Source organism: Eubacterium ruminantium (assembly GCF_900167085.1).
Lineage (GTDB): Bacteria > Bacillota > Clostridia > Lachnospirales > Lachnospiraceae > Eubacterium_Q > Eubacterium_Q ruminantium.
The window spans coordinates 78,587-85,773 of sequence record NZ_FUXA01000008.1 but is presented as its reverse complement, the minus strand read 5'-3'; the positions used below and the strand labels follow the sequence as shown (position 1 = coordinate 85,773).

Sequence of the window (7,187 nt, the reverse complement as noted above, 5' to 3'; positions counted from 1 at the left end):
CGTACAGCAGGGTTATGCAGACCAGTATAACGGAAGCGTACAGCAGGGATATACAGATCAGTATAACAGCGGAATGCAGGGATTTAATCAGTTAAATAACAACTATACTGATTTTTCAAATATTCCTAATCCACCTTCAGGTAAAGGACCTAAGAAGAATGGCAAGAAGATAGCAATTATTCTGAGCATAGTAGCAGTAGTTGCAGCGCTTGCAGTTGCAGCAATCATTTTTATTCCAAAGTTACTTGCTCCAAAGAAGGAAGATATTCAGAAAGCATTTCAGAAGAGTGCAGAGAATCTTGCTGATGCCAATCCGGTTTTAGAAGATCTTGGTTTAAATGTAATGATCAAGAAATTCGTCTCTGGTGGCGGTAACGTTGAGATTGAACAAAAGGGACTTAATCTTCCATATGAGAATATACTTGCAGATTTTGATTCAAAGAACAAGGCAGTATCGGCATTTATAAATGATGGTTCTGTTGAGATATACTATAAAGACAAGAAATTATATTACAAACAGAATCCTGATATGACAGGCCTTTATGTTATTGATTCCAATGTGACTGAAGATAATTATGAAGAATCATACATATCTGATTTATATGAGTTTAACGGAATCAGAGTTAATGATATAAAAAGTTTTTCACAGGTTGGCAGTCTTGATAAGGAAGCAATAAAAGAAATAGTAAAAAAACTTATCGATGATATAGAATACAAATATGATGGAACCAAGAAAATAACACTTGGAAGTAAGTCTGTTAAAGCTAAGAAATATGACATGGTTCTTCCTAAGGAAAAAATCAGAAGTACAGTAAAAGACATTATAAAGCTTTATTCTTCATATGACTCTGACGGAGATATAGCCGGCGGTAATTATGCTGAATATCTGGGTCAGACATTAGATAGTGTTATAGCAAATGATATAGTTATCGAGGTATATGAGTATAAAGGAGCTATCGTTGCTCTTCATACAGAATATGATATTAATTTATTTGGCGAAACATTAAATGCTGATCTTGAGATTAAATGCTGTGGAGATAATAATATTTTCTCGGCAGTAGATGCAAGCTTACTTTTTACTGCTGAAATAAATGGCAGAAAGCAGTCATATGAATTCTATGTTGGATATGATGCTTATAAAGACGGAAGTAAAGATGTTACTGATGTGAGTGTTAGAGTAATCGAAAATGGCTCTACTAATAACGAGACAACATTAAGTTACTCGTATGATACAGCTGACGATAAAGTTGAGTTTTCAGTAAGCGATGATAACGGAAGATCTATGTCATTAAGCGGTAAAGTAACAGAGATAAGCAAAGGAAGTTCTTTAGAAACTCGTTATGATAATGCTGCCGGTGTACCGGGAATCAATAAGTTTGAATTGACAGTAGGATTATCTACAGATTATGCGGTTGAGGATGTACCTTCAGGAGAAACTATTGTTGATTTCTTTACACCATCTGAAAGCGAATTTAAGAGTATCCTTTCAAAGAAGATGATAAATGAGCTTGATAGAGGCGGACGTTTCATCGATATAGAAGAGGATAATGAGCCATAAAAAGCTTACGGAACTTTATTTAGGGGAGTGTACTGACAGGAGAAGGCATGAAACAGGTTGAAATTAAAAACTGTATATTTGGAAATGGAGACCCGAAGATATGTGTTCCGTTATTCGGAGGAAGTCGGGAGGAAATACTCGAGACTGCCGGAGTTATGAGGAAAGAGATCGACAGACTTGAAGCTATATATAAAGATAAAAAGGTTGACGTTATAGAATTCAGAGCTGATTTCTTTGATGATGTTGCCGATAGGATAAAGCTTGGGGAACTTATGGATTCTCTTCGTGAAATATTCAGCGATAGATTACTTCTTTTCACATATAGAAGTGAAGATGAAGGCGGAGAATTAAGACATGACAGAGCCGAGAGCATGATAGAAGATATCTGGGAATGGGTAATAACCGGAAAGATGGCGGATATAATTGATATCGAGCTTAAGTCCGGAAATTACAGAGTTGCCAGAGCAGCTGTTAAGGCTCATGAAGCAGGCATGTTTGTTATAATGTCTAATCATAATTTCGAGAAAACACCTCATGATGAAGAAATACTTGAGATGTTCCGCGAGATGGAAATACTTGGTGCGGATATTCTTAAGATCGCATCTACACCGACCAGTCGTTTCGATGTTGAAAGAATGCTTGAGCTTACCAAAGATATTAGCAGCGGTAAGATCGGCAGTGATTATATAAATCATCCGATAGTAATTATTTCGATGGGAGCATCCGGTGCAAGAACCAGGATCGAATGTCGTAAGACAGGATGTGCTATGACATTTTCTTCTATAGGAAATGGTTCGGCTCCGGGACAGATTGGTCTCGAAGAAATGATGACAAAGTTATAATTCGGTATAATATACGTAATACCATTATTTTAATGATATGAAATATGATCTTCCAAACAAAAAAATCTGACCACATTTGTGATCAGATTTTTTTGTTATATAAATTTATAGATTAATCAGTTTTAGAATAAAACAGTTTAAAATTAAACGTTCTTAGTATTATTATTTGGCACGTCTCTAGGAATTGGTGGAACCTGGGTTGCAGGATTTGGTGAATTCTTAAGAGTTTCCTCTCCCGGAAGCGGATAGAAGATCTGCCATGCACGTCTAAGCATATCTGTGAAGTTAAGAAGACTGATGGTATCTTTATGAGTTACATCAGGAAGTTCAGGCTTGCCGATGATTATAGCATCTCTGGCTGCGATGAATTCATATTCATAACCGCTGATCTCTTTATCGGAAAGATTGATCTTCTTAGTCATTTCATTTTTGAAATTATAAACTCTAACTTCTTCAGGATGAACGATATTATCTATCTCAAGTCTTCCCTCTGTTCCGTAGATTGTAAGTCTGTTATCTGTCTGATTTACCATTGAAAGAAGAACAGAAGCGGCTTTACCGTTAGGGAAGTTCATCTGGATTGTATCAAGAGCATCAACACCTGTTGAAAGTCTGACTGTTGCAGAAGAAACTGCAGCAGGTAAAGAATTCATAAATGTAAATACAGCTGTGAGTGGGTAGATACCAAGATCAAGGAGAGCACCACCTGCGAAATCCGCTTTAATGAGTCTCTCACGCATTCTAAGGTCATATCCAAGATTTGCTGTAATAAGACGGATATCACCGATTTCCTTAGCCTCTGTGATCTTATATGCCTCTTTGAGAAGAGGTGAGAAGCGAAGCCAGTTTGCTTCAGCACAGAATACCTGTTTTTCTCTTGCAAGTGCGATAACGTCCTGAGTTGTCTTATTATTATATGAAAATGGTTTCTCAACGAGAACCGGCTTTCCTGCATTTATGGCAAGTACTGCATTGTCGGCATGACACTGGTTAGGTGTTGCAACATATACAAGTTCTACCTCAGGATCATTTACAAGTTCATCATATGATCCGTAACTTTTTGTAATGTTGAATTTCTCTGCGAATATAGCAGCTTTTTCAGCGTCTCTTGAACCAACTGCATATACTTCAAAAGCATCGAGTTTAGCTATAGTTTCTGCAATTTTCTCAGCAATTGTACCTGTGCCGAGAATACCAATTTTAAAATTAATCATTTCTTCTTCTCCTAGTTTATCGGGACAAAGAATCATTAAAAATTCTTAGTACCGTTGTGTATATTTAAGCGTAGTAATATTAAAAAAATAGAACAAACACAACTATAATTATAGTTTAGCGCGGAATTTTTGTAAAGCTAAAGCTATTTGTTTTTACCCTGTCAAAGGATTGAAAAGATGTATGTTTTTTATAAAATTCATGCGCAAACTAAAGTTTTCTTGACATATGATGTCATGAGGTTTATAATTTGCATTTGGTAGAAGTACACAAAAAGCGATATGCGTTTTGGTAGTTTAGCATAAAATCCCTTGATGTGTTGATTTTGTATTACAGCTTATATATTTATCATCAAAGGAAAAGGAGACAACGATGAAGATTAAAAGTTTAAAGAAGTTATCATTTTTATTTGTATTTGCGCTTATACTTAGCGTAATCCCATCAATATCAGTTTCGGCTGCTTCTTATGATAGGGATTTCGTAGCAATTAAGAAAGTAAAGCTCTGGGTTCAGAATAGTCATGCATATAAAAGAGGTGAAGTAAAGCTTTATTGCTTAGAAGGAGAATCACCTGTACTTGAAACACAGGTTAAGGGTCTTACTAAAGGCAATAAGTACAATATAGATGTAACATTATATAAAGATGGTAGATATGTATATAGTGATTCATTATATGGAACAAAGAATACAGCTCCACTTTTTGTATTACCTGAGCTTGAAGCAGGAAGATATATGGTAGTATACTCATTCAGCGGTGATACTGTTGTACAGAAGGATTTCAGCTATGAAATCGATGTAATGAAGGAAGATGCTTTCAATTACACAAGCAACCTTTTCGCTAATTTCGGTATACCAACAGATGAAGTGCTTTACTCATTTGTTTATCAGTTATCTGATGAGAAGATAACAGTTGGTGAAGTTGCTGATTATGTTTACCTTCATTTCAAGCAGGATACATTAACAGATGAGCAGTTTGTTAAGAATCTCTACAAGGGTCTTTTATACAGAGACTATGATGAAGGTGGATACTACTATTGGTTAGGTAAGTTACAGTCAAAGGAACTTACAAGATCAAAGGTATTTGCAGAATTTGTAGGTTCTTATGAGCTTGAGCATAATGTTTGCGAGAAGTACAACCTTCCATACTAATTATAAATAAGTAATCGAATAACTACCAAGAGGTGCCTGATATGATATTGGACACCTCTTTTTATTGTTCATAAAGCTTCACAAAATCATTAACAGGAATTATAATAAGCAAAAAAATATTCGGAGAAATGATCATGATAAATACAATAATATTTGATCTTGATGGAACTTTACTTTATACACTTCAGGATCTTTGCGACTCGACAAATTATACTCTTCGTGAGTTTAATATGCCTGAAAGAACTATAGATGAGGTTAAGAGCTTTGTCGGAAACGGAGTTAAAAATCTTATAAGACGTGCTGCAGCCCGGGAGACAAGCGAAGAAACCATCGAGGAAATGTTTAGCTGCTTCAAGGCATATTATGATATTCATTGCATGGATAAGACAAAGGAATATGATGGTATTACAGATGTTTTGAAGACTCTACATGAAAGAGGCTACAAGCTTGCGATAGTTTCAAATAAAGTCGACAGTGCGGTTAAAGAATTAAATAAAGAATTTTTCTCAAAATATATTACAACTGCCATCGGCGAGAAAAAGGGCGTAAGAAGGAAGCCGGCACCTGATACTGTTAATGAAGCAATGAAGGAACTTGGTGTTACTCCGGAAGAAGTGATATATGTCGGAGACTCTGATGTTGATATTGCAACAGCGGGCAATGCGGGAGTTCCTGTGATTTCGGTATTATGGGGATTCAGAGAAAGAGATTTCCTCGAGAAATGCGGTGCGACTACATTTGTTGAAAAACCGCTTGAATTGCTTGATTTATTTCAACCTTTGAACAGTTAAGGATGAAAGGGGTTTTATGGGTTCATTTATAGCAAGTTTTATCGTACTGATCTTAATAGCAGGTGCATGTTTTTTATCAATTAGGAAGATGGTAAGGAACAAGAAATCCGGAAAGTCTTTATCTTGCGGGTGCGACTGCGGAAATTGCGGTATGCCTTGCCATTTGGATTCAAAAGATAGGGATAAGATAGCGAAGAAGTAATTAAAAAAATATAGCATGTATGCGCTTTTGGGTGTAAAATAAAGTGTATTTTTGTATCAAAAAGGAGGAAAATATGCCAAATTCTATATCAATTGAGAATCTTGATGGATTCTCAGAAGATTTCAATAAAGACAGAGCCAATATAATTGCTGCAAATGCTACTATGAAGAATGGTATCCTTGAAGCAGCAACAGATTATAAGGGAGTTAGAAATATCCCTAATTCATTTTCAGTAGATCTTAAAACAGGAAAGATCACTAATCAGAAGAGCAGCGGACGTTGCTGGATCTTTTCAGCCCTCAATACATTCAGATTTGAAATAATGAAAAAGTACAAATTAGATAATTTCGAATTATCTCAGAATTATATCTTTTTCTATGACAAGCTTGAGAAAGCAAACTATTTCCTTGAAAGTGTTCTTAAAACAGTTGATGAGCCTGTTGATGGAAGACTTTACAGCTTTTTAAATGCAGGACCTCTTGCAGATGGCGGCCAGTGGGATATGTTCGCAAATCTTGTCAGAAAGTATGGCGTGGTTCCGAAGGAAGTTTATCCTGATGCAGCAAGTGCAACAAATTCAAGATGGATGGATGAGATGGTAACATCTAAGCTTCGTGAATTTGCCATCACACTCAGGAATAAAGCCCTTTCCGGAGAAGCAGAGACAGCGCTTCAGAAGGAAAAGACAGCTATGCTCAATGATATTTACAGAATGCTCGTAATATCTCTCGGAGAGCCACCAAAGACATTTGATATGACACTCAGAGATAAAGATGATAAGGTTTATCAGGAAAATGGAATCACTCCTAAGGAGTTCTATGACAAGTATGTCGGAATCAATCTCGACAATCTTGTAAGTCTTGTTAATGCTCCTGCTGAGAATAAACCTATGAACAAGATGTATACTGTAAAATTCCTTGGAAATGTAGTAGAAGGCGAGCCTGTTCACTATCTCAACCTTCCTATAGATAAATTAAAGGAAGCTGTAATAAATCAGCTTAAAGACGGTCATCCTGTATGGTTCGGTTCAGACTGTATAAAGTTCTCAGGACGTAAAGATGGCGTATTTGACAGAGATTCAGTGAAGGCAGAACAGCTTTTCAATATTGAATATGCATTTACAAAGGGTGACAGACTCATGTATGGTGACAGTGCCATGAATCATGCTATGGTTATCCTCGGTGTAAATATCAATAACGAAGGTAAGGCAGACAGATGGAGAATCGAGAACAGCTGGGGTAAGGACGCAGGTCTTGACGGATATTATATTGCATCTGACAGCTGGTTTGATGAGTTTGTATATCAGGTTGTCGTTGATAAGAAATATCTTGATAAGGAGACACTCGGACTCCTTGATCAGCCACTTATCGAGCTTGAACCATGGGATCCACTGGGAAGCCTTGCGGACTAATGCTACTGATCGGTTTATAAAA

At 36.4% G+C, this 7,187-nt stretch carries 7 protein-coding genes; 6 read left to right on the top strand and 1 reads right to left on the bottom strand.

Features of this window, described 5'->3' with window-relative positions; all coding sequences use genetic code 11:
- Both B5D25_RS06935 and aroD read left to right on the top strand, forming a co-directional pair.
- Nucleotides 1-1,558, top strand: a 1,558-nt coding sequence (locus B5D25_RS06935; protein ID WP_159444106.1) for a hypothetical protein, incomplete at its 5' end; no start/stop codon positions are given.
- Between the two features lie 47 nt (nt 1,559-1,605).
- Complete coding sequence (aroD, locus tag B5D25_RS06930) at nt 1,606-2,400, top strand: type I 3-dehydroquinate dehydratase (RefSeq protein ID WP_078787237.1); 795 nt, start codon at nt 1,606-1,608, stop codon at nt 2,398-2,400.
- Between the two features lie 143 nt (nt 2,401-2,543).
- On the opposite strand, the gene B5D25_RS06925 is transcribed toward aroD, so the two are convergent.
- Nucleotides 2,544-3,614: a Gfo/Idh/MocA family protein gene (locus B5D25_RS06925; RefSeq protein ID WP_159444105.1), complete on the bottom strand. Its 1,071-nt coding sequence runs from the start codon at nt 3,612-3,614 to the stop codon at nt 2,544-2,546.
- Nucleotides 3,615-3,984: 370 nt separating this feature from the next.
- Between B5D25_RS06925 and B5D25_RS06920 the strand changes: the two genes are divergently transcribed.
- From B5D25_RS06920 to B5D25_RS06905, 4 genes are all read left to right on the top strand, one after another.
- Nucleotides 3,985-4,761 (top strand): DUF4214 domain-containing protein, encoded by a 777-nt coding sequence (locus tag B5D25_RS06920; protein WP_078787235.1) that lies wholly within the window; start codon nt 3,985-3,987, stop codon nt 4,759-4,761.
- A 134-nt stretch (nt 4,762-4,895) separates the two neighbouring features.
- Nucleotides 4,896-5,552: an HAD family hydrolase gene (locus B5D25_RS06915; RefSeq protein ID WP_341443634.1), complete on the top strand. Its 657-nt coding sequence runs from the start codon at nt 4,896-4,898 to the stop codon at nt 5,550-5,552.
- A gap of 16 nt (nt 5,553-5,568) precedes the next feature.
- Nucleotides 5,569-5,754, top strand: coding sequence for a FeoB-associated Cys-rich membrane protein (locus B5D25_RS06910; protein ID WP_078787233.1), 186 nt, complete (start codon nt 5,569-5,571; stop codon nt 5,752-5,754).
- Between the two features lie 73 nt (nt 5,755-5,827).
- On the top strand, nt 5,828-7,165 hold the full coding sequence (locus B5D25_RS06905) for a C1 family peptidase (protein ID WP_078787232.1): 1,338 nt from the start codon (nt 5,828-5,830) through the stop codon (nt 7,163-7,165).
- Nucleotides 7,166-7,187: the final 22 nt, after the last annotated feature.